Origin of the sequence: Clostridium mucosae (assembly GCF_024622765.1) — a bacterium.
Taxonomy (GTDB): Bacteria; Bacillota; Clostridia; order Clostridiales; family Clostridiaceae; genus Clostridium.
In genome coordinates this window covers 76,828-99,884 of sequence record NZ_JANKAF010000005.1, presented here as the reverse complement: position 1 = coordinate 99,884, position 23,057 = coordinate 76,828, and the positions used below count along the sequence as shown (strand labels likewise).

Genomic DNA, 23,057 nt, shown 5'->3' with positions numbered 1-23,057 from the left:
AATATATAGATTCAAATAAAAAAAACTCCGCCCAATAGGACGAAGATTATTCGCTATACCACCTAAGGTTAGAAGTTCCCCATAAATAAATATGAAAAACTATTTGAATTCGAGTACAAACATACTCTATCCCTTAACGCAGGATAACGTGAAAAACTTAATCAGTAATTATAAACCTTTCAGCCTCAAACTCCTAGGTGATTTTCCTTAATATTCTCTATGACTTTTCACCAACCAGTCACTCTCTTAAAGTATCCAACTAAGTACTTTTCCTAATCACAGTCTTTAACTAATTATAATGAAATAATATTAATACATCATTATATTAATAATAACTATATTCTACTACAAAGTAAAATAATATAAAAGATTATATTTAAGAATATTTAAATATATTTTTGGCAAAATATATTTATAATGTGTATTATTAATACTAAAAATTAACTAATAATTTTTATCAATTAGTATTGACTTTCTTTATTGCTAAATATATAATATAAACATAAAGAATAAACATTAAATTTATTTTTTATCCCCTTTATTTTCCTTAGTCGATTTCTTAATATAGGAGGAAAACTAAATGGAAAATAACTTAAACGAACAAGTCCTTGATAAGATTACTAAAGTTTGTACTTGCAAGGCAATACCAAGATCCAAAATTAAAGATGCAATCAAAGCCGGAGCCCACACTGTAGCAGAAGTTTCTAAGGCAACAGGAGCTTGTACAGGTGGATGCAGAGGCTACAGATGTACCCCTACAATCCAAAATTTGATTGATAAACATCTGGAAAATAACTAATATAGTTCCCCCAAACTATATTAGCATATAGATTATATCTCCCCTAAAACCACCTGTTATGAAAACAGGTGGTTTTTTTATTTAAAAGATTCTGATGGATAATCCAAAATTTTTAAATGTATCTTTTGTCATATCAATATGTTCTAAATCCTTATTTTCAACCTTATCTTTTGTTATACTTTCACAAGTTAATTCATCAATTTTATTCTCCACGTATCTTCTAATTCTTCTTGGAGTTGGTATAACAATCGCCTTAAATATCATATATATCTCCCCAAATAATTGCTTTATACTATAATTATATTTACATTTATATTTAATATTCATCAAAATAAATAAAATCCCAAACTCCTTAAAGAATAGGATTTATAATTAAATTTAACACAAAATAATTCAGTTCATTATGCTAGAATTCACTATAATCCAATCTATAATTCCTCCATACAAAACGATAATTAAACTAACTGTTATTAAAACTATTTTATATGAAAATACTCTATACCTTTTTTTCCACTGGTCAATAAATAATAATTCCTTCTCATCTCTTTTCTTTAGTATTAAAAGGGCCCCCAAAATCATTCCTAATGGTCCAATTATAAGCAATGCACTTCTTACAATATTTAATGACTGTTGCCAATTAAACTTTGATATTAATAAAGAAATTACCCCCAAACCAAAAATAATTGCTAAAGATATAAAACTTCCAACAAGCACGCATTTAGCAAAATCATTTATTATTCCATTCAAACTTTTCATGTGTTTATCTCCTAAAATTTAATTAATATAAATGACAAGCGACAAAATGCCCTTTCTCTACTTCTTTAAATTCCGGGTATTCATTTTTACATATATCCATACATTTGCTACATCTACCTTGGAACTTACATCCTTTTGGAGTATTAATTGGACTAGGAACATCTCCCTCTAACATAATTCTTTCCCTATTTTCTTCTATATCAGGATCTGCTATTGGAATTGCTGACATTAACGCTTCTGTATATGGATGTTTAGCATTATTAAATAATTCTTCCGACTCAGCCAATTCAACCATACTACCTAAGTACATAACTGCTACACTATCTGAAATATGCTTGACCATAGATAGATCATGGGCAATAAATAAATATGTTAATCCTAATTCCTTCTGTAAATTAATTAATAAGTTAGCAATTTGTGCTTGAATTGATACATCTAGAGCAGAAATAGGTTCATCACATAAAATGAATTTAGGTTCAACAGCTAAAGCTCTAGCTATACCTATTCTCTGTCTTTGTCCACCCGAAAACTCATGTACAAATCTATTTGCATGCTCTTTGTTTAATCCTACATACTCTAATAGTTCATAAACCCTTTTATCCCTATCCTCTTTTGATTTAGCTATACCATGAATATCTATTCCTTCTGATATTATATCAGCAACAGTCATTCTTGGATTTAACGATGCATAAGGATCTTGAAATATAATTTGAACTTCCTTATTAAATTGTTTTTTTTCTTTACCTTTTAATTCATCTATTGATTTACCCCTATAAAGAACTTCCCCAGAAGTTTTATTATACAATCCTATAGCAGTCCTTCCACAAGTTGTCTTTCCGCATCCTGACTCTCCAACTAATCCTAAAGTCTCTCCTTCTTTTATGGCAAATGAAACATCATCTACTGCTTTTAAAATATCTTTATTCCCAATTTTAAAATACTTTTTTAAGTTTTTTACTTCTAAAATTATATTTGATTCATTAGCCATTTCTTCTTTCCTCCTCAATTTTCTTTAAAATTTCCTCAGGAATCTCTTCACTGTATAACCAGCATTTAGCCTTATGTGTATCTCCAAATGAATACTCCTTTGGTTCCTCTTCTAAGCATATATTCATACAATATTTACAACGAGCTGCAAATGCGCATCCTTCTGGTGGTGCAATTAAATCAGGGGGTGTTCCTTTTATTGTGTCTAGTAACTGCTTCCCTTTCCATCCAAGCTTAGGAACTGAGTTTAAAAGTGCCCAAGTATATGGATGTTTAGACTCATAGAATATCTCTCTCTTTTCCCCATGTTCTATAATTTGTCCAGCATACATTACAGCAATTTTATCTGCCATTCCCGCAACTACTCCAAAATCATGAGTTATTAATATTACTGCTGTATTGAGCTTGTCTTTTAATTCATTAATAAGTTCAAGTATTTGTGCCTGAATTGTAACATCAAGAGCTGTTGTAGGCTCATCTGCTATTAAAATTTTAGGATTGCAAGCAACTGCTATTGCAATCATAACTCTTTGTCTCATTCCACCTGAAAATTCGTGTGGATACTGATCAACTCTCTTTTCAGCATTTGGTATTCCTACAGATTCAAGTATCTTTATAGCTTCTTCTCGTGCAGATTTTTTATCCATATTTCTATGTGCTACTAAATTCTCTATTATTTGCTTACCAACCTTCATAGTTGGATTAAGAGAGGTTAATGCATCTTGGAATATCATTGCACATTCCCCACCTCTGAACTCTCTAACCTTCTTTTTATCATAAGTTAATATATCTTCTCCATTATAAAATATCTTACTGTCCGCTTTAATTTCTCCCTGTGGAGCTTGTATTAATGCCATAATTGATCTAGCTGTAACGCTTTTTCCGCATCCCGATTCTCCTACTATAGCTAATACCTCGCCTCTATCAACCTCAAAAGACACCCCTCTAACAGATTGTACCTCTCCTGCATAAGTATGATAAGATACTCTTAGATTTTTAACATCTAGAATTGATTCATTTATTTTCACTAACTTTTCCATACCTTATATACCTCCTATTGTCTTAATTTTGGATCTAGAGCATCTCTTAAGCCATCACCTAAAACGTTAAATGATAATATTAATAAACATAAAACTATCGTAGGGAATAGCAATTGATAAGGATAAAATGCCATGGCTTGTTGTCCTGCTGATAATAACGAACCTAAACTAAATGCTGGAATATTTAATCCTAAGCCTAAAAATGACAATATTGTTTCAGAAACTATTACACTTGGAATTGTTGATGCAACATCTAATATTATTAATCCAATTGTGTTAGGTAATAAATGCTTTAAAATTATTCTCATTGGAGATGCTCCTAGAGCCTCTGCCGCTAAAACATATTCGCTTTCTCTTAATTGAAGAATTTGTCCCCGTATCATTCTTGCTGTGCCAGTCCAAGCTGTTAGGCATAAAGCTAACATTAACTGAAAATATCCATTTCCTAAAACAACTAAAATCAGTAAGGTAATTATTAAGTATGGAATACTATTTAATACTTCAACTATTCTCATCATTATTTCATCTACTATTCCACCTAAATATGCAGCTATGCCTCCATATAAGCATCCAACTACTATATCTATTACAGTAGCAATCAATGCTACGCTTATTGATATTCTTGTTCCTATCCACACTCTTGTAAATAAATCTCTTCCCATAGCATCTGTTCCCCACCAGAACTCACTACTAGGAGATAAATTCTTTTTTTCTGTTACAACAGTTTGATAATCCATATTTCTTATTATTGGAGCAAAAATTGCCATTAGCACAATAGCAACTAATACAAATAAGGCACCCATAGCAACTGGATTCTTTTTAAGCCTTCTCCAAGCATCTTGCCAATAACTAATATTGGGCCTTACAACTAAATCGCCATCTAATGTAGATGAGTCTACAAGTTCAAATCTTTTATCTTTTACCTCTAATTTATTCATAAAGTTACACTCCTATCTACTTAACTAATCTTATACGCGGGTCTACAACTGTATAAAGTATGTCAGTTATAAATATTGCTATAAGATAAATTAATGCATACAGTAACGTTAATCCCATTAAAATTGGAATATCTCTATCATTTGCAGCTTGAATAAAATATTGACCTGCTCCTGGAATAGCGAAAACCCTTTCTATAAAGAAAGATCCAGAAATTACTCCTGATATCGCTACTGGTAATACTGTAATTATTGGAATAAATGAATTTCTAAGAACATGCCTTCTAACTATCTCCACTTCTGATAATCCTTTTGCTCTAGCTGTAAGTGTATAATCTTGATTTATACTATCCAACATGCTTGTCTTCATCAATCTTGCATAATAAGCTAAATATGTTCCTGCACCCGCTAATGTAGGTAAAAGTGTGTACTTCCACCCTCCAAACCAAATATCTGTTCCTTTTGGCCATCCTATTATAGGTAAATTTAATAACGGACCCTTTGCTAAGTACTTTTGTAATAATAGTGATAATACTAGCGAAGGAACTGAAGCAAGTAGCATTACTCCTACTAAAATTACATAATCAATGATTTTACCTCTATTCATTGCAGCAACTATTCCTAAAAGAATACCTAGTGTTACTCCAACTACTATTTGCTGTATTCCAAGCCTTGATGAAACTGGCATCTTATTTTTAACTATGCTTGAAAGTGTATCACCTGCATGTACTAAAGACTCACCAAATTCACCCTTTACAATATAATTTTTTATTGTTATAAAATACCTCTCTACTACAGGCTTATCATAACCATACTTAGCTATAACAATTTGTTTTGTTTGCTCTGGCAACTTTTGAATCTTCTTATCTATAGCTGTTCCTGGAATTGCAGCTAAAAGAAAAAAAGTAGCTGTTCCAATTAAATAAAGTGTAATAACCATTTCAAAAAATCTTCTTACAACATACTTTGCCATATTCCCACCCTTTCTATATTGAATTAATGCACATCAACAATAGTTGATGTGCATCATACTAATTTTATATGATAACTTTAATTAGTTTTTCCCTTGTATATATGCATGTTTGAATTCATACACTGCACCAAATGAAGTAAATTGAATGCCCTTAACATAGTTTTGATAGAATGTATATTTATCAGTATAGTAGAACGGTGACATAACAACATCTTCATTAACTAATTTATTTTCTAGCTTTTTATAAATGTCTGTTACTTTAGCTTGATCTGTTTCTTTATATACAGACGCTAATAATTCATCATATTCAGTATTAGCATAACCAGTATGATTATTTCCACCATTTGATACCCATATATCTAAGAAAGTCATTGGATCATTATAATCTGCTGACCATCCAGCCATTGTAAAATCATATTCTAACTTTTCTAATATATCATTATACAATCCCCAGTCACCTTGAGTTTCAACATTAATCTTAATTCCTAAATTTCCATTAATTTGTTGTGCCATCCATTCAGCTCTTTGTTTTTGTAATTCTGAACTTCCTTGAGATAAATAAGTTAATTCATATTGACTTAAATCATCTGTTTGAAGTCCTAATTCTTTTAATCCTTCTTTAAATAGTTCTTGAAGTTTTTCCTTATTATTTACATAAGTCTTTGCATCGCTTTCTAAAGGTCCTTCTACTTTATCTCTATATTTTTCATCTCCGACATTTATAGCTGTTGGAATTACTCCATATGCTGATTGATATCTACCAACTAAATCTTTTGTATAAACATCTCTATCTACAGCTAGTCCAATAGCTTTTCTTATTTTAGCATTTTTTAATATTCCATTAGCTGATTCACTCTTTTGATTGAAATATAAATAGAATGATCCTGGATCCGATCCTGTTAGCTTTTGGAATTCACCTGCATCAGCTCTTTCAGTCCATTTGTCTATATAATCTGTTTGAGCTCCTGATATATCTAATTCTTGTGCTTCAAATAATTGAGCTTGAGTAGCAAATTCTTTAATATTTGTCATGTTAACCTTTTGAAGATGTACATTATCTGCATCCCAGTAGGTATCATTTTTTACTAATACCATTGAATTTCCATTGTCCCAGCTTTCTACTTTAAAAGGTCCATTATATACTCTATCTGCAATATTGCTAGCATATTGGTCACCTAATTTTTCTATAATATCTAATCTAATTGGATGGAATACTGCATAGGATACCTTTGATACAAAGTAAGGTACTGAATGTTTTAACTTAAATTCTAAGGTATAATCATCAGTAGCTTTTATTCCTACAGAATCTAGTGAACCTTTACCTGTATTGTATTCTTCTGCTCCTTCTATATCATAAGCTAAGAAAGAGTAAGCAAAACCATTATCTGGATTTAATATTCTTTTGAAAGAATCAACATAGTGTTTTGCCACTACAGGTTCTCCATCCGACCAATTCATTTTTCTTAAATGGAATGTCCATGTTAATCCATCCTCTGATGCTTCCCATTTTTCTGCCCCAGCTGGTACTATTTCATCGCCTTTTCCACTATTTTCAATTCTTACTAATCCTTCTTCTACTGCACTAAGAATAGATGAGCTTTGATTATCTGTACAATCATTTGCATCTAATGTAACCACCTCAAAATAAATAGTATTTAGAACTTGTTCACTATCCATTTGTACACTACCAGACTCTCCATTCTGTGATTGTTCAGGACCCTTGCTTCCACAACCTCCAAGTACCATCATGCAAGTTAAGCCTATCGCTAGTAAAGAAATAAACCTTTTTTTCATAATTTGCCCCCTTTTTATTATTAGTATAATAAATATGCACATTAATATATTTAGCTATTCAAAATAGATATAAACAAATTCTATTTAATTGAATAAATAGTTAAATATATACATTATTACATTTTATTACATTTAGTTTATTGTTAATATTATAGCACTTATTTTATTAAAGTCAATTTATTTACACATTATTTTTTAATAATTTATTTATATTTTATTGATTTATTTTTCAGTTTTACATATTTATTATTAAATACAAATAATTTTATTATTAACCTATATTATTCAAGTTTAATATTTATTTTGTTATAGTTATGATATAATCTTATAAGATTAATTTAGGAAGGAGCTACAATATGGCAAGTAAATTTTATTTACATAAAGGAAAAAATAAAAGAGCTGAGCAAGGAAGACCTTGGATATATGTTGATGAGATAAATGAATATGATGGCGATTATGAAAACGGTGATATAGTTGAGGTATATAATCATAAAGGATTCTTTATTGGAAAAGGCTACATAAATGATAGAAGTAAAATAACTATAAGAATAATGACAAATGATATCAATGAAGAAATAGATTATGATTTCTTTAAAAAGAGATTTGCTAATGCATTTGAATATAGAAAAACAGTTATAGATACCTCTTCTTGTAGATTTATATTTGGTGAAGCTGACTTTTTACCTGGACTTACTGTTGATAAATTTGAAGATTACTATGTAATTCAAATTTCTACTTTAGGAATGGATAAGTATAGGGATCTAATAGTAAAAGTTCTAGTTGAAGAATATGGTGCTAAGGGAGTCTATGAAAGAAGTGATATTAAGACACGAGAAATTGAAGGACTTGAACAAACTAAAGGTTTCTTAACAGAACCTTTTGATACAAATATTCAAATAATAGAAAATGGAGTCAAATACATAGTTGATTTAGAAAATGGTCAAAAAACTGGATTCTTCTTAGATCAAAAAGAAAATAGAGCTGCTATGCATAGAGTATGTAAAGATAAGGATGTATTAGACTGTTTTACTCATACAGGTTCATTTGCCTTAAATGCTGGTATAGCTGCTGCTAAATCAGTTCTTGGTATAGATGTATCCCAACATGCTATTGATTGTGCAAGAAGAAATGCTGAACTTAACAACTTACAAGATATAGTTAAATTCGAATGTCATAATGCCTTTGATGTTCTTGGAGATTGGTCAAGAGAAGGTAAACAATTTGACGTTGTTATACTTGATCCACCAGCATTCACAAAGTCAAGAAATACTATCAAATCAGCAATTAGAGGCTATAAAGAAATAAATCTTAGAGGCTTAAAAATGGTTAAGTCAGGCGGATACTTTGCTACTTGCTCTTGTTCACACTATATGAGTGAAGAGCAATTAAAAAAGACAGTTCAAGAAGCTGCTCATGATGCTAGAAGAACATTAAGACAAGTAGAAATAAGAACCCAAAGTGCTGATCATCCAATTTTATGGAATTCTGATGAATCATATTATTTAAAATTCTTTATTTTCCAAGTAGTCTAATACAATTAAATAAAAACTAATAAGAATAGTAAAAAGAGCTTCATAATATAAAGCTCTTTTTACTATATCATTTTATTAATAAAGCACATTATAATATACATAATACATACTTTTAAAATCTATAGTGTCATTAAGGAGCATTTTTATGAATAAACTAATTTATTATATTAAGAACCTAACCCTTTTAAATTCATTATTTTAGCATCAATAATATCATATCTTTCTACTATTCCATTCACTATTCTATCAATATATAAAAATAAATCATATTCGCCTAATATAAGTATAAGCTTTATATTTATTATACTCTCTATATTTATAGTTCCAGTATTAGAATCAGGAATAATCTTACTAATTGTTAATATAGTAAATAAATTTATTAAAAATAAATTTGCTATAACTATTATATCTTCAATTATTTTTAGTTGTAGACATTATTACTCACTCATATATGTACTAGCTATTTCTATACCTTCTTTTATTTTTATTTATTCATATTTAATATATAAACCTAAGAATAGTAATTTAAAGCCAATAATAATTATGACATTAATTCATATGCTTTATAATTTATATAATTTTATATTTAACTTTATATTTTAAAATATTATTTATAATATTTTTCTGTTCTAATTATCAATTTACATAATTAATACTATTAGTATATTACATCTAAAATAAATAGTATTTTTGACTTTTTTAAAAAATAATATATAATTTATTCTAGGTAAATATTTCTATATAAGTATTATTTTAATAAATATATGCATTTTATTTATCTATTATATCCACGGCAATAATAATATGAATATTTTATATGGATTTTAAGTTTTGAAAGAAGGTTTTAAGGTGACATCAAATATTGAAAATGTAAATAAAAACTTTGAGGAATCAAAAATATCAAATACTAATACTAGTACTACAAATTCTATATATGAATTCAATAATGTAGTCCTAGATTTCAAAAATATTGATGAAGCAGTTAAGATTATAGAAAAATACTCCTTTTGTGAGTCATTGACTATATCTAAAAGAAATAGAATAAACATAAAAATAAAGACCTCAAATTTACTACTACTATTTAATCAATTATCAAAGGATAATTTGTTTTATCTTTATATAGATATAGTGAAATGTGATCTATAATATTTAATATTTAAGTTTTATTTATACTAATAATACCTTTACTAAAATAATTACGTCACTCCTGTAATATTCTATATAAAATTAAAAGCTATTACTTTGCAAGTCATATTGCAAAATAATAGCTTTTATAAGTTATATATAATCGTAACTTAGTCTATCCACGTTATCTTATATCTTTCATTTTTATCTATAAAATTCTTGTGTTGCATAATATGTGTTTCCTATTTTGTAAACACCAATACCTATGCTACTGAAGTTTGATGATAGTATATTTGCTCTATGTCCTGATGAGTTCATCCAGTTGTCCATAAATTGTGTTGCTAAAGTCGCATTACCACTTACACCTTGTATGTATGCAATGTTTTCACCCCAAGCACTATATGATACTCCATCTGCCTTCATTTGTTCAGTAATTAACTTTCCTTGCGGATCTTTATGATCAAAATATCCTCTATCGCCCATATCCTTAGATTTAATTCTAGCATAGTGCTCCATAGTTCCATTATAGCTTAATGCAGGGAGCCCAGCTGCTGCTCTTTCTTGATTTACTCTTTGGAATATGGCTTGTTCAATTTCAGCTATATAGCTTCTACTATCTGAAACATTTGGTTTTTGATTTGATTCTTGCCCTGAATTAGAGTTGGAACCTTGTGATGGAGTAACCACTGGCTTTTGTTGTGGTGTGTATTGTCCATCAGTATAACAATCTTCATTTGAATTTTTATTTTCTGTTTGTTGATCAGCTTGTACACCTGTTTCAGTCTTACTATTTGCAGTTTGTTTATTATTTGAAGATTCATTATTTTCATTAGTCTTAGATTCAGTTGAAACCTTATCTGCTGAAGCTACTGTATTTTTACTTGTTTCTACTACACTATTAGATTCATCAGTTTTTGTTTCCTTATTTTCAGATGAAGTTTCACTGTTAGATTGAATCTTTGTAGCATCATTATTAGGTGCTTCAGTTTTTGAAGGCATAAAAAAGCTTCCTACTCCTAAGGCTATTGTTAATCCTGTTGATGCTAATAACATCATTAATTTTGATTTAATCATTTGTAATTCCCCCTTCAGATTTGTTTGTTCATCTGTGCCATTATACTAACATAATGTTTAGGGGGTCTAAATATGAGTTAGTTTCTAATTATTTAATATTATTCTATTAATGCCAATTTAATTTTTGATATTCATTTTTTACCATAAAAAACATCATATAAAACTCATAACATTTACATATATTTTTATTAATTTTTCATTCTTCCTTAGATTGCGTCATTCCAAAGTTTAAGTACATTAATTTTTATATAAAAATTAATAATCAAATATTTTTTTCATCAGCAAGTTGATATATTTACCATGATAAAATTACCAAAAAGTTTTTTTATATATTCTACATATTTTTGAACAAAAATAAAAGACGACTAAGCGTTGCTATTAGTCATCTTTTACTGAAATAAATTCTATAATTATAGGAGTTTAATTTATTTGTATATACTTCATATTATTAAAAGTGTGGAGCTTCTAATAATATTTTCTCTCTCTTTAACTGATATTGATTATCAATCTAATATTATGATATATTCTTTTTTTACCATTGTCAATAGAAAAATTGCAATTAATTGAAATTTATTATCAGTCATTTATTAATGATATAATGCCTGTATTTTTATTTACTATTGGAACTATATCTAATATATCTTTTTTACAGCAATATTCAAGATCATCCTGTAAATTTAAATCTTTCAATATATTATAATGTCTTGCCTCTTTTATAAAGCTTACTATATTTTGATTATTTTCATATATATATTTAGCTGTTTTAGCTATATCAGATAAATTATAAATACCCTTTTTACATAATAAATTAATCATATACCCTGAGCATATAAAGTCATCCATAGAAAACTGACCATTTGTACCTGAATTTATAAATACAACATCACTAGAATTTTCATTCAATCTATCTATAACAGCTTTAGCATTTATCATCGCACCTATTAGTATTTTACTTGCTTTTAAACTTAAATTTATTGCTCTTGTTCCATTAGTGGTACTTAATATTATACTTTTTCCTTTTATTTTATCTCTCGTATACTCTAATGGTGAATTAGTAAAGTCAAATCCTTCTATTTTTATAGCTCTTCGCTCTCCCCCTAACAATGTGGCTATTCCTTTTTCTGAAAGTTCTTTTTTCTTATTGAAGGCTTCCTCTACGGTTAGCATAGGAATAACTTCCCTTGCTCCATTTGCTAATGCTGTTGTAATAACCGATGTAGCTCTTAGCATATCTATTACTACTACGGTCTTATCTTCTAGATATTCTTCTTTAATATGATCTGCAGATATAATTACATCTATATTCATAAAAATACCTCCCCATATTTTAAATTGAAATTTGATCAATTATTAATTTTTATATTTTAATTCTTCATCTTTAATAATTAGACTATTTAAAATTCTTTCCTTGCCATATATCATTATCCTCTAGTGCTTTATCTATGGCATTTAATACTTCCCACTTTTTTAAGCTCCACATTGGTCCTATTAGCAATTCCCTTGGTGCATCTCCTGTTAATCTATGCACTACCATTTCTTCTGGAATCATAGAAACTCCCTTACAAACTAAATCTATGTATTGTTCCTGTGTTAATAGCTTTAGTTCACCACTTTCATATTGCTCAACCATTTTTGTCCCTTCCATTAGATGAAGCAGATGGAACTTTATACCCTTTGCCCCTGAGTGTGCTATATAATCTACTGTCTTTAACATATCCTCTTCTGTTTCACCTGGTAATCCAAAAATAGTATGTACAACTACCTCAATGTTTCTTTCTAATAATCTTTTTAATGTATTATCAAATACTTCAAAGTCATATCCTCTATTAAAGTTTCTAGCACTTTCATCATTTATTGTTTGTAGTCCAAGCTCAACAATCAAATATGTTTTTTCATTTAATTCAGTCAAAAACTCTAAAACATCATCATCAATACAATCTGGTCTTGTTGCTATCGATAAAGCTACTACATTTTTTTGCATTAATGCTTCTCTATATTTTCTTCTAAGTTCTTCTACTGGTGCATAAGTGTTGGTATAAGCTTGGAAATATGCAATTAGCTTTCCATCCTTCCACTTTTTCTCCATCATATCTTTTCTATCTTCAAATTGCTTTGTTATAGATAAGGTTCTACTTCCAGCAAAATCACCTGATCCTCTAGCACTACAAAATGTGCAACCTCCTTTAGCAACTTTTCCATCTCTATTTGGACAAGTAAATCCTCCATCTAAGGATATCTTATATACTTTTTCATTAAATTTATTTCTAAGATAATAGTTTAAACTATGATATCTCTTACCATTCCATTCTTTCATTATTTCCTCCTAATAAAAAAATAAAAGTACCACTATATTTAAGTTGTACTTTTATTCTACTACATTATTTTTATATGTTAAGTATTTTAAATATTTTTTTTAACTTCCTCTTCTTCCATATTTGCTTTATATCCACCAATAACATCTATATTAATATCATTTCTACCTTCCTTACCACTTACCTCAACAGTAATTTCACTTTTATCAAAGCTCTTTAAATTTATATTATATTTATCTTCTGGAAACATTTCATTAAATTTTAACTTAACAAGTTCTCCATCAGCTGTTTTATATACATTTATTCTATTTAACCCACTAGCATTTAAATATTCTACGATTAAATATCCCTCTTCTTTTGAAAACACCAAATTTTCCATTTTAACATTATCCAGTATATCTAAAGGTACAACTTTCTTAGCTATTGGTTTATCTACTAGCTCCTCTAAATCACTACTAATATTAGAATTTTGATTTGCACCTGCTGTTGCACTTTCTCCACCGCCTTGCCCTTGAGCCGCTTTACTTTCTTCTATATATGCAATTGATAAAAAAGCCTTATTATTTCCTATTGTGGAGATAGCTACTTTTTGTCCTTTATATCCTAATGATACTGGTCCAAATGCCTCAGATGGAGCTTTTTCCTTATATAACATTATTTTATTTTCACTTACATAAACATCCTTAGGTAAATTATTTAATGTTAGTATTAGATCACTTTTTCCCCCATCCTCTCCAATTATTCTTAAGGATTTATTTCTTACAAAAACTTGCTTTTTATTCATTGATTTAACTTCATCAATTTTATATTCATCTCCAATTTTTAAAACCTTTATTGCATAATTATCTAAATCACATTTTGGTTCTGATGCTGAATTTCTAATTACATTATATATCGCATAAACTGAACCCGAAGATTCTATCATGTTATCAGGCGCATAAGCTATTATTCTTGATGTTCCAGTAGAAATCTCCTTATTTTTACTTATCAATTGCTCTGTACATAGCTTATTTGCTTCTTCTATATTGTCATCCTTAACATAGTTTAAATAACTTTCAGCAATTTTTGCTGCTTCCTTTGGATTAAATAAATCTATATTAGCTTTTTCATTATTTTCTTTTTTTGCACATGCAGATAATAAATAAAAACTCATAATTACTACTAAACAACATTTAAACAAATTCCTCTTTTTCACTTTAATTACCTCCTTATATATATTCCTCAAAGTTATTTTCCCTAAGAAAATATACCTTATTCATTTTTGAAGAATAAAAGTGCTTTTATAAATATATATTTGTTAATAGATAGTAAATAGGGGGATTAAAAATGAAACGTGAATTTTCTAAAATTTTTCAAATAGCAGTTGTTTTTATTGGAACAATTGTTGGCGCTGGGTTAGCTTCTGGACAAGAAATCAAAGAATTTTTCACATCATATGGAGTATCAAGCTTTATAGGAATTATAGCTTGTGGTATATTTTATATAATTATGGGTTCTATAGTCTCTAAAATTAGTATTAAATATAAGTTAAACTCTTATGGTGATGTAATTAAGGTTGTAAGTCCAAATTTACTCGGCAAAATTACTGGTGTAATTACTACACTATACTTAATTTCTAGTGCGTCAATAATATTAGCTGGTAGTGGTGCATTAATAAATCAATTTTTTAATATTCCTAAGATAATTGGATCTTTAATAATGGTTGCTTTAGCAGTTTTCTTTCTTTTAAGAGATACAGATGGTTTAATTGAAGTTAATTCATTTATTGTTCCAACTCTTGTTATTACTATAACAACAATAACCATACTATATTTTATGTTTTGTAAAGATATGATTTCTATAGAATTTTTAACTAAATTTGAACCTAAAAAGACTGGTATCACATTATCTACAATACTATATGCTGGATATAATACTCTTTGTTGTCTTGGTGTATTAGTGCCTCTTAGTAATCAAATAAAAAAACCTAAAACTATGTTTTATGGAATTACACTTGGTGCAATAGGTTTAGCTTGTTTAAGTTTTGCTATAAACTTTTTGTTAATGATAAACCAACCATATATACATCAATATGAAATACCTTTATTATTTGTAGCACAACGCTTTGGCAATGTAATTCAAGCATTATTATTAGTTGTAATTTGGTTAGAAATGTTTTCCACTGAGGTTTCTGATGTTTACTCCATAAGTAAAACATTAGATAATAGCTTTAATATAGACTTTAAGAAAGCAATCTTCATAGTTCTAATTATTGCTCTTCCTATATCAAGAATAGGATTTTCAAAATTAATTGGATCATTATATCCTCTTTTTGGTATGCTTAGCTTGGTATTTATAGCACAAACAATTTATTTTTATTTTAAACATAAAAAAGAATTAAATTAATTCATAAAACAAAACACCCCAGCCTCAAAAATTGAGTCCATGGGGTGTAATTTTTTAATTATATATTTACATCATTTTCAAAGTTATCTCCAACATCCTTAATTTTTTGGAGAGTATCTATCATATCCTGAATATTTCTAGTAAACTCTTCTATATCTTGGTTAACTTGTTGAGATGATGCTGCATTTTCTGCTGCAATAGAAGCTAGTGAATCAATAGTTTTAAACATTTCTTCTACTGATTTAACTTCATTATTTAATTGGATTATTGATTTATTAGTTTCATTTGATACAACTTTAATCAACTCATTAGCTTCTAAGCTTATCTTTCTAACATTCTCTAAATTATCTGTTTCTAGCTCCAATATATTATATTGGCTTTCTATACTTGTTACTAATGAATTAATTTCTTCTGCAAAGAACGATAAATTACTATTTATATCCTTAACAGCTTGTTGTGATTGTTCTGCAAGCTTTCTTACCTCTTCCGCTACAACAGCAAATCCTCGTCCTTGCTCTCCAGCCCTTGCAGCTTCTATTGAAGCATTTAATGCTAAAAGATTAGTTTGAGACGAAATCCCTGCTACTAAAGATACTATATTAGTAATATCTTCTGCTTTTCTTTGAAGATTTTTCCCCTTTTCCTTTACATCCATAAATGATTTTAATGATTCTTTTATAGCTTCACTTGACTTGTCCACATTTATATGACTTTGATTAATTTTTTCAACAGATTTATCTAATTCATTTTTATTTTTATCTTCGGTCTTTACAAGATCTTTTAAAGCTAAAATATTTTCATTTGTTTGCTTTACAAGAGTTTCAGTACTTAATTCTTGTTGCATTGCTAACTCTGAAACTTGTTCTGAATAACTAGATATTTCCTCTGTAGTTTTTCTCATTTTTTCTGTTGTATTATGCATCGCTTTGGTAAATGTTGATAATTCATTAGCCGCAAGACTAGCTGATGTTGAATCTTTACCAATATTATCTTTTAACCTTGATATTCCCTTATATATTTTTTCAAGCTTATCATTTGTAGAAATACTTCTATCTATAGCCTCAAAATTATTATTTTCTATTATGTCATTTAAAGGCTTTATTGTCATATAACATACAAATGCAGATACAATTCCAGAAATGACTCCAATAATTAATCCCTTTGACAATCCTGCAAGTAATATACTAATACAAGTAGTAATTATAAATATTGGAACTGCCATCTTTAATTCTAAACTCTTTAATCCTATTCTTGATAAACTATTACTGAATATGTACCTCTTACTATGTTGAATTGTATTTTCAAAATTAATATGTACTTTTAATTCTCCCTTTTTTCTTTCTACTTCTCTAATCTCTATAGTCTCACCAAAATGTTTAGCACTTCCATTTAACAAACCTAAGAAATAATCAAATAATTCTCTATCAGATTTATATGTAAGATATATACTATTATTTGATATTGGCTCTAAATGCATCTTAGGTGGCCTAGAACCCCTTATCTTTTTCATTATTATTGAATGTATAAAGTTAAGTGAATCTAAAAACTTATATAAGTTTACTCTTTTAAAGAATATAGGATAATCTTCTGAAAACTTCTGCAGATTATTTTCTCCAATGACTTGCCACAGCTCATTTACTGAAGTACCTACATTATCTGCTATAGTCTGTATTAAATTAAATATCTGTGGATCATTTACATCTTCTAACGGTGTAAACACTATGTTTTCTGACCAATTTACTGATTTTAAACTTTTATTTATAACTTCATTTCCATATAAATCTCTACATGTCCTTAGCCATGTAGAAACAACTGTACCTTTCATAACTGTCCCCCTTAATTTTAAATATGTATCCGCTCTGTTGTAGGTAATAAAAAAACTTATATATTCATGTTCATTATATAACTATTTTTATGAAAAAAATAGATGAATTGGAAATATTCCAATTCATCTCCTTATCATACCATATCATCCATGTAATCAAACTTAGGAATTGTAGGATCATAGTAGTTATCAAAAGACCTTGGAGGAACAAATATTCTTTGAACACTTCTTGCACTTCCCCTTAATTCTGCTATTCTTGTTACTCCTACATAAACATCTGATATTTTATACCAAGTTGCATAATCAACTACACCAGTTTTAGGTAAATTGAAAACTCCTTGGAAAACCCTAACTGCCTCTGCTGTATTAGCTCCATATATCCCATCTTGGGCAACCTTAGGAATTAGAGGATAGTTCTGGGATATTCTGTTTAAAAATTCCTGTACAGTACTAACTTCTACTCCCGATGACCCTATTATTAAATCATATCCAGGATATGATTTTGGTACTCCTTTAACTTGCTCTGCAGTAACTAATTCAATATCACTTCCATAAAAGCTCGTTAATATTTCATATGGAGTTTTACCTTGATCGCCTAAATACTTACTTCCCCATTGCGTCATCCAACCTGGACAAGATACATTTTTACCATCACAATATTGGGTTAATAGCGGTTGCTTTCTCCCCATCCTTCTTACATAAGTTGCAAATATATCATCTACTACTTCACTAATACTTTCAAATATATTTCTTCCATAAGTAAATGCATGATCATATGCTGTAGAATTTGTTATATCAAAATTCTTTCCCTTACCTCTATACCACTCTGTATATATTCTATTTAAAGTAAATGAAACTATAGCATAAACATTTGAACGTATTGTATTTTCTGACCAAGTTGAATATATCTCACATGATGCAACATTTTTTATATACTCCTTATAAGGAACTCTGTAATTAGGCGCTGATGTATTATTGGGGCCTCCAGCATGGACAACTATAAATTCGGGTACAACTGGTTTTTGCAAAACAACTCCGCTCGTTGGAGGTGGCAATGGCTTTTCTTCTTCTTCAGGTATTTTCTCTGGATAATTTCCATTTAAAACATTTGGACCTATATTTATTACTTCATTAATATTTCCTGTTGTCGGTGATACATTTGGTCCAGTTGGCGAAATATTTGATGTATTAGGTGGAACATTTATAGTTTCAGTTCTGTATGCTCTATTTAAAGATTCAATCATATTACATGGCTGTAAAGCCAATTCATCAGGAAAAACCTGACACCTATTTATTAATATACTTTGAAATCCTTCCCTCTCTACTCTTATATCATACATACTATATGGGACCTGTCCTGTTGGCTGTTGTGAGTATTCTAAAGGAGGTGCATCTAATTCTATTATTTCTGATTCTCCCATAGAGTTAGTAGTTAAAACTATATCATTTGTTTCTGGACTCCCAATCGATGGTCTTATAACTATCCTTGAATTTTCAATAGGTATATAAGTTTCATTAACAAAACATTGTACCTTTAATCTACCTTTTTGAGCCATACATTTCTCCTTTAATATTTTTCCTTTAATCAATATATGCCTTTGCCATCAATTTGGTTCTTTTATATATCTGTTGGTTTGCTTACAAATAGATTCCCCACTCTATATTCTTCATTATCTCTTGTTTGACTAACACCACCAGTTAGATTTTCTCTTATAGAATCGAACACTCCCTTCATATCTACTGCTCCATACCCCCATTGTTCATTTGGATATATATCTCCTACCCTCATACTTGTTCCCCTTATTAAATAAGTTCTAATTTCTGTTGCATACAAATTAGGATCATTTCCATCTACAACTCCCCATTGCATTATTAATGCACAACAACCTGCTGTAATAGCTGTTGAAACAGATGAACCACTTACTACTCTAGTTCCACCTCCTGGCATTGTAACTACCGCATTTATACCACCTGCCGCAACATCAGGTTTTACTCTTCCATCCCTTGTAAATCCCCTGCCTGATTGACCTACGGTTGCATTATTATTTTGATTATAAAACCCAGCTACTATTGCCCCTCTTGACGTTCCAGGAACCGTTAATGTTGTATATTGACTTGGACTTAAGAACTTAGTATCAGGGTCTAACAAGCTTCTTTGAGGCAACCAGCTCCAATACCTTCCATCAACTATATAATCACCATAAAGCCTAAACTGCCATATTCCCTCCTTAAGTCCCCTTGCTTCTACGCTTATTATCTCATCTCCAGTAACAGGATCTGGATAAATATAAGAAATTCTCATTCGTGTACCTTCATAAACAAAACTTATATTCTCTACTTTATTTAATCTTACTGTTAGCTTTTCAACAACTTCACCTGAAGGAGATACCACTCCTAGTGAAACTTTATCTGGTTGCTGAATATATATTTGAAAATTTAAGTCTTTTTGGCCTTTACCTATTCTAATTTCTATATTCTTTATTTGACCTGGCTTATCAAATTTACCTTCTGTATGAGTATCAGTATCACCTTCATTTCCAGTCCCTGTAACACATGCAACCGCCAATTGGCTACTTGTATTTGCCATTATTATTTCAATAGCATTAGTTCCATCATGAGCTCCTGTATTACTTCCAAGAGGGACGCATATTACCATCGGCCTTTTTATATCACTTGCTAATCTTGATAAATATCTTACAGCCAATAATACTTCAACAGTTGCATATCTTCCTGTTCCTGGAGTGCTAACTCCTGCATAATCTAATATAACGCTAGGTGCCTGCTTTAACTTAACTATTGCAAAATCACAATCTGGGGCTGCTCCCATAACTTCAGGATTTATTCCTCTAGCTCCAGCTAAACTAGCTACCATAGTTCCATGTCCTATATCATCTTTTGTTTTAACTATGGCATATGGATCTTCTCCTCTCTTATTTGCTTGTATAGCTTGATTAATTTGATCACTATTATATTCAACACCTAACTTAGCGCCATAAATATCACTCTCGCCATTTAAGCTCTGATCCCATATCCTTAATATCCTTGTAGTTTCATCTTCCCTCATAAATTCATTATTTAAATAATCTATACCTGTGTCTACAATACCTACTACAACCCCTCTTCCATTTAATTTTAGAAATGGATTGTTATGAAACAGAGGAGCACCACTAGCTTCTACTGGAGAGGATTGTTCTAATGTATAAATTACTGGTACCTCTATTGAAACTATATCTTTGACGTATGGCTCTACTTCTAAAATTCTATTAAAAGGTATATAAACTATAGCAAAGTTATTATCTAATATTGTAACTGATGCATCTGGAAGATTATTTATCTTTAATAATTCTTCTCTTGATGTATATTCAACTATAAAACCTACCACCTCGTTATAATCCTTATAGTTTTGAAATGTTTCTCTTTCAAAGTCCTTGTATATACTTGGCTGCCTGTAATCATTGCTTTTTACATCCACTTCCTTCTCCTCCAAAATTCTATTAATTAAACTTTCACTTTTGCCATCTTCATCACTATTTTTGATTTTATTATCTATAGTCACTATGTTATTCGAATCTTCATCTGCCTCATTATCACTATCCGAATCTTCATTGATGTTATTCACGCCATCATTTCTATATAATTTACTACTTCTAGATCCTATAAACCCAATATTATTTATTATAGCTTCTATAGCTGCATTTAAGCATACCTGACCATATCCCCAACTCGGATCTGGATATATTACATCCGTTCTTGGCCTCTTAGCTGAAATTACTAAATAATACTTTAATCTCTCACCAAATAGATATGGATCATTTCTTTTTAATATTCCCCATTCCATCATTAATGCTGCAATTCCAGCTACATGTGGAGTAGCCATAGATGTACCACTTTTAGTATCAAATGACCTGTTTGGAGTTGGTGCTGAAATACCTTCTCCTGGAGCTACTAAATCTGGTCTTATTGTCTGAAATATTGCTGGCCTTCCTCTTCCACTAAAAGAAGATATATTATTAGTAACATAATTATAGCTTCCAACTGCAATTATATTGCTTACTGTTGCAGGAATTCCAAGTGTATTTAATACAGTTGGTTGTAAAAACTTTGTATTAATATTTAATCCTTCAGATATTGGCAACCACATATCAAACATACCCTTATACTCATTTTGTAATGATAATCTAATTTCCCACTGCCCTGATGATATATATTGACTATTTGTTAGTAATGCAATTGATATTTCTCCTATTAAATCAAATGGTTTAGGCCCAGTATAAAAAACCTGGTATCTATCCCTTCCTATTATTCCTTCAGTATAGCCTTCCCTTATTACTATCTCTCCACTTGTCGCTGCAGTAGGGCTTGTTATTCTTATAGCTATATTGGATAAAACAGACTTATATAAATTTAATACTACGGCAGGTTCATCCTCAGCTACATTTATAGAGATTCTTTTTTCTCCTGTAAGCTCTCCACCAACATGATGAGCTGCATCTCCCTCATTTCCAGCGGCAATGGCAATTGTAATTCTTTCCAATGTTGATATGGTTGATATATATTGCTCTAAAAGACTTGTACCATTATGAGCTCCATCATTTGTACTTAAACTTATATTAACTACTAATGGTTTATTCAATTCCTTACCTCTATCAACAAGAAACTTTAATCCTCTCATTATATTAGTACTAAGTGCAAATTGGCCTCTAGTAGATTTAACCATTGCAATTGAACTTTTGGGGGCTACCCCATAAAAGGATGGATTTATATTTCCTCCAGCACAAGCAATCCCAGCAACATGAGTTCCATGTTCTGTATTATCATAAGAAGGAACTACAGAAAATGGATCCGGATTTTGAAGCGCAGTATTAATAATCTCCCTATTGTATATTTTACCATTATCACTTAAATCATATATATAATCTATCCTTGTTGTTCCATCTTCATTCCTAAATGCTGGATGAGTATAATCTATCCCTGAATCTATAAATCCAATTAAAATCCCTTCACCTTGAATATTAAAACTCTCTCTAGCTGTATTTACACAGGCAGCCCTATTACTTTGAGCATCTGTAGTATATAAGCTTTTAGGTAACTCTATATATTGTATTGAATTGCTATTTGCTAATCTCCATAAATTTTCAACAGGTATATTAACTATTCCAAATCCAAAACCTAAATTTTCATATCTTCCTCCTAAGTCCTCTACAATTTTAGTTACATTCTCAGGACTATCTCCAGATATTATAGTGACTTCTATTGTACTTCCCTCTGAAAAACTAGTACCATGGCTTATTCCTAATTTACTCAATACATTCTTTGGTACATTTTGTATAAGTCCTAATCCTGCATCTACCTTATTTAGATTTATGTTTTCTATAGTTCTCACCTCACAAATTTTGTTTATATCAATATATGTATTGTTTTTGTAAAGTGGGAACCTAAATTGTAATTTGTTTTATATATTGATGAGTTTTATTATAAAAAAAGTTGTTTTGAATTTATTAATCCAAAACAACTTTTTAT

Annotated in this window: 18 protein-coding genes and 1 other annotated feature; of the genes, 4 read left to right on the top strand and 14 right to left on the bottom strand. The window is 29.6% G+C overall.

The window, feature by feature from the left end; translation table 11 throughout:
* Positions 1-32: 32 nt before the first annotated feature.
* Positions 33-289: a binding site (T-box leader), on the bottom strand.
* A gap of 291 nt (positions 290-580) precedes the next feature.
* Positions 581-799 (top strand): (2Fe-2S)-binding protein, encoded by a 219-nt coding sequence (locus NSA50_RS08050; protein WP_008681498.1) that lies wholly within the window; start codon positions 581-583, stop codon positions 797-799.
* Between the two features lie 81 nt (positions 800-880).
* Here NSA50_RS08050 and NSA50_RS08045 read toward each other — a convergent pair whose 3' ends face one another.
* The 7 genes from NSA50_RS08045 to NSA50_RS08015 all read right to left on the bottom strand — a co-directional run bounded on the left by NSA50_RS08045 (position 881) and on the right by NSA50_RS08015 (position 7,284).
* Entirely contained in the window at positions 881-1,063 is a 183-nt protein-coding gene (locus tag NSA50_RS08045; protein ID WP_195263869.1) for a hypothetical protein, read from the bottom strand.
* Between the two features lie 129 nt (positions 1,064-1,192).
* Positions 1,193-1,555, bottom strand: coding sequence for a hypothetical protein (locus tag NSA50_RS08040; protein ID WP_257444336.1), 363 nt, complete (start codon positions 1,553-1,555; stop codon positions 1,193-1,195).
* A gap of 22 nt (positions 1,556-1,577) precedes the next feature.
* Positions 1,578-2,543, bottom strand: coding sequence for an ABC transporter ATP-binding protein (locus tag NSA50_RS08035; protein WP_257444334.1), 966 nt, complete (start codon positions 2,541-2,543; stop codon positions 1,578-1,580).
* Positions 2,536-3,582, bottom strand: a complete 1,047-nt coding sequence (locus tag NSA50_RS08030) for an ABC transporter ATP-binding protein (protein WP_195429634.1) — start codon at positions 3,580-3,582, stop codon at positions 2,536-2,538. Before NSA50_RS08030 ends, NSA50_RS08035 begins: the two co-directional genes overlap by 8 nt.
* A 14-nt stretch (positions 3,583-3,596) precedes the next feature.
* Positions 3,597-4,520 (bottom strand): ABC transporter permease, encoded by a 924-nt coding sequence (locus tag NSA50_RS08025; protein WP_195429635.1) that lies wholly within the window; start codon positions 4,518-4,520, stop codon positions 3,597-3,599.
* Between the two features lie 16 nt (positions 4,521-4,536).
* The gene (locus NSA50_RS08020) at positions 4,537-5,490 is read right to left on the bottom strand and encodes an ABC transporter permease (protein ID WP_195429636.1); all 954 of its coding nucleotides are present in this window, start codon (positions 5,488-5,490) and stop codon (positions 4,537-4,539) included.
* Positions 5,491-5,571: 81 nt separating this feature from the next.
* Complete coding sequence (locus NSA50_RS08015; RefSeq protein ID WP_195429637.1) at positions 5,572-7,284, bottom strand: peptide ABC transporter substrate-binding protein; 1,713 nt, start codon at positions 7,282-7,284, stop codon at positions 5,572-5,574.
* A gap of 356 nt (positions 7,285-7,640) precedes the next feature.
* Between NSA50_RS08015 and NSA50_RS08010 the strand changes: the two genes are divergently transcribed.
* Positions 7,641-8,816 (top strand): class I SAM-dependent rRNA methyltransferase, encoded by a 1,176-nt coding sequence (locus NSA50_RS08010; protein ID WP_257444331.1) that lies wholly within the window; start codon positions 7,641-7,643, stop codon positions 8,814-8,816.
* 849 nt (positions 8,817-9,665) lie between these two features.
* Positions 9,666-9,962: a hypothetical protein gene (locus NSA50_RS08005; protein WP_195429639.1), complete on the top strand. Its 297-nt coding sequence runs from the start codon at positions 9,666-9,668 to the stop codon at positions 9,960-9,962.
* 183 nt (positions 9,963-10,145) lie between these two features.
* Here the strand turns inward: NSA50_RS08005 and NSA50_RS08000 are convergent, their stop codons facing one another.
* From NSA50_RS08000 to NSA50_RS07985, 4 genes are all read right to left on the bottom strand, one after another.
* Complete coding sequence (locus NSA50_RS08000) at positions 10,146-11,015, bottom strand: CAP domain-containing protein (protein WP_257444328.1); 870 nt, start codon at positions 11,013-11,015, stop codon at positions 10,146-10,148.
* 576 nt (positions 11,016-11,591) lie between these two features.
* Positions 11,592-12,323, bottom strand: a complete 732-nt coding sequence (locus tag NSA50_RS07995; RefSeq protein ID WP_195263879.1) for a 2-phosphosulfolactate phosphatase family protein — start codon at positions 12,321-12,323, stop codon at positions 11,592-11,594.
* 82 nt (positions 12,324-12,405) lie between these two features.
* Positions 12,406-13,329, bottom strand: coding sequence for a TIGR01212 family radical SAM protein (locus NSA50_RS07990; protein ID WP_207733781.1), 924 nt, complete (start codon positions 13,327-13,329; stop codon positions 12,406-12,408).
* 86 nt (positions 13,330-13,415) lie between these two features.
* A complete protein-coding gene (locus NSA50_RS07985) occupies positions 13,416-14,522 on the bottom strand; it encodes a hypothetical protein (protein ID WP_257444325.1) in 1,107 nt (368 codons plus the stop codon).
* Between the two features lie 131 nt (positions 14,523-14,653).
* On the opposite strand from NSA50_RS07985, the gene NSA50_RS07980 reads away from it, so the two are divergent.
* A complete protein-coding gene (locus NSA50_RS07980; protein WP_195263881.1) occupies positions 14,654-15,712 on the top strand; it encodes a YkvI family membrane protein in 1,059 nt (352 codons plus the stop codon).
* A gap of 58 nt (positions 15,713-15,770) precedes the next feature.
* Here NSA50_RS07980 and NSA50_RS07975 read toward each other — a convergent pair whose 3' ends face one another.
* From NSA50_RS07975 to NSA50_RS07965, 3 genes are all read right to left on the bottom strand, one after another.
* Positions 15,771-17,537 carry a heme NO-binding domain-containing protein gene (locus NSA50_RS07975; protein ID WP_257444323.1) on the bottom strand — a complete coding sequence of 589 codons (1,767 nt, stop codon included), beginning with the start codon at positions 17,535-17,537 and terminating at the stop codon, positions 15,771-15,773.
* Between the two features lie 134 nt (positions 17,538-17,671).
* Positions 17,672-19,093 (bottom strand): peptidoglycan-binding domain-containing protein, encoded by a 1,422-nt coding sequence (locus tag NSA50_RS07970; RefSeq protein WP_195263883.1) that lies wholly within the window; start codon positions 19,091-19,093, stop codon positions 17,672-17,674.
* A gap of 62 nt (positions 19,094-19,155) precedes the next feature.
* Complete coding sequence (locus tag NSA50_RS07965) at positions 19,156-22,920, bottom strand: S8 family serine peptidase (RefSeq protein WP_257444320.1); 3,765 nt, start codon at positions 22,918-22,920, stop codon at positions 19,156-19,158.
* Positions 22,921-23,057 lie beyond the last annotated feature (137 nt).

Bases quoted from the DNA above. Each gene is read 5' to 3' on its own strand.
- NSA50_RS08050 (WP_008681498.1), top strand. From the start codon at position 581: ATGGAAAATAACTTAAACGAACAAGTCCTTGATAAGATTACTAAAGTT.
- NSA50_RS08045 (WP_195263869.1), bottom strand. From the start codon at position 1,063: ATGATATTTAAGGCGATTGTTATACCAACTCCAAGAAGAATTAGAAGA.
- NSA50_RS08040 (WP_257444336.1), bottom strand. From the start codon at position 1,555: ATGAAAAGTTTGAATGGAATAATAAATGATTTTGCTAAATGCGTGCTT.
- NSA50_RS08035 (WP_257444334.1), bottom strand. From the start codon at position 2,543: ATGGCTAATGAATCAAATATAATTTTAGAAGTAAAAAACTTAAAAAAG.
- NSA50_RS08030 (WP_195429634.1), bottom strand. From the start codon at position 3,582: ATGGAAAAGTTAGTGAAAATAAATGAATCAATTCTAGATGTTAAAAAT.
- NSA50_RS08025 (WP_195429635.1), bottom strand. From the start codon at position 4,520: ATGAATAAATTAGAGGTAAAAGATAAAAGATTTGAACTTGTAGACTCA.
- NSA50_RS08020 (WP_195429636.1), bottom strand. From the start codon at position 5,490: ATGGCAAAGTATGTTGTAAGAAGATTTTTTGAAATGGTTATTACACTT.
- NSA50_RS08015 (WP_195429637.1), bottom strand. From the start codon at position 7,284: ATGAAAAAAAGGTTTATTTCTTTACTAGCGATAGGCTTAACTTGCATG.
- NSA50_RS08010 (WP_257444331.1), top strand. From the start codon at position 7,641: ATGGCAAGTAAATTTTATTTACATAAAGGAAAAAATAAAAGAGCTGAG.
- NSA50_RS08000 (WP_257444328.1), bottom strand. From the start codon at position 11,015: ATGATTAAATCAAAATTAATGATGTTATTAGCATCAACAGGATTAACA.
- NSA50_RS07995 (WP_195263879.1), bottom strand. From the start codon at position 12,323: ATGAATATAGATGTAATTATATCTGCAGATCATATTAAAGAAGAATAT.
- NSA50_RS07990 (WP_207733781.1), bottom strand. From the start codon at position 13,329: ATGAAAGAATGGAATGGTAAGAGATATCATAGTTTAAACTATTATCTT.
- NSA50_RS07980 (WP_195263881.1), top strand. From the start codon at position 14,654: ATGAAACGTGAATTTTCTAAAATTTTTCAAATAGCAGTTGTTTTTATT.
- NSA50_RS07975 (WP_257444323.1), bottom strand. From the start codon at position 17,537: ATGAAAGGTACAGTTGTTTCTACATGGCTAAGGACATGTAGAGATTTA.
- NSA50_RS07970 (WP_195263883.1), bottom strand. From the start codon at position 19,093: ATGGCTCAAAAAGGTAGATTAAAGGTACAATGTTTTGTTAATGAAACT.